Below are 771 nucleotides of genomic sequence, written 5' to 3' on the forward strand. Positions count from 1 at the left end.
CCACCGAATTAGGTTTGATTTAACGGGTATGTGGAGAATCAAACAAACAACAAAAAGCCCGCGTTATTGTTCATCTGAAGTAGATCAATAACGCGGGCTTTTTGAATATTAGACTTAGTACTTTTACTGATTAGAGCTTTGTTTTAATTGCGACTGAATATCGGCCAGCACCTCATCCAAGCCTTCCCCTAGAGCTTCGACAAGCGACTCATACCCTGACTCTTTTAACGGTGTCATAGATTCAAATTCCGCTCGTGCCAGTTCCACGTCTTCCTCGCTCAGTACTCAAGTTCCTTTTACTTCAGCATTACCAGTGTAAGAGCCGTTGAACTGTTCGAAAGTAATGGTCAACTCTTTATCCGATTCTCCTGATGCATCGGAAGAGTCAATACGCTCTTCAAGCAGCCCTTCAAGGTTTTCAGCCCACACATGTTTACGCGCAGAAACCAGTTCATTTTCAGACTTGCGATACGCAATGCCGATAGTGTCGAGATAATCAGGCAAATCGACTCGAGTCTTCACCTTAAAAATCGGCTTATCCAATGTACTCTCTGGTAGAAGATAGGCATGAGTGCCGTCAGTGGGAGAAGTGCACCCTAAAAGCCCGAACGATACAAACAGTGATATAAATAGTTTTCTCATTATTCCACTCCCTTAACTGGAATCGGGTCTTCTTCCGCATCGCTCCCAAATACCAACGCATTGGGTTTGTCGTTTAGTACTTTGATTAACGGGCGAAGCTCTTTAAGCACATGCTCTAACTCTTCAGAT

2 protein-coding genes are annotated in these 771 nt (G+C 43.7%); both read right to left on the minus strand.

Features of this window, described 5'->3' with window-relative positions; all coding sequences use genetic code 11:
- Positions 1-123 precede the first annotated feature (123 nt).
- Positions 124-267 (minus strand): hypothetical protein, encoded by a 144-nt coding sequence (locus tag KIV40_RS27050; RefSeq protein ID WP_285352266.1) that lies wholly within the window; start codon positions 265-267, stop codon positions 124-126.
- Between the two features lie 18 nt (positions 268-285).
- Positions 286-642 carry a membrane integrity-associated transporter subunit PqiC gene (locus tag KIV40_RS27055; protein WP_285352268.1) on the minus strand — a complete coding sequence of 119 codons (357 nt, stop codon included), beginning with the start codon at positions 640-642 and terminating at the stop codon, positions 286-288.
- Between the last annotated feature and the right edge of the window lie 129 nt (positions 643-771).

It is taken from the genome of Vibrio sp. D173a (genome assembly GCF_030248475.1).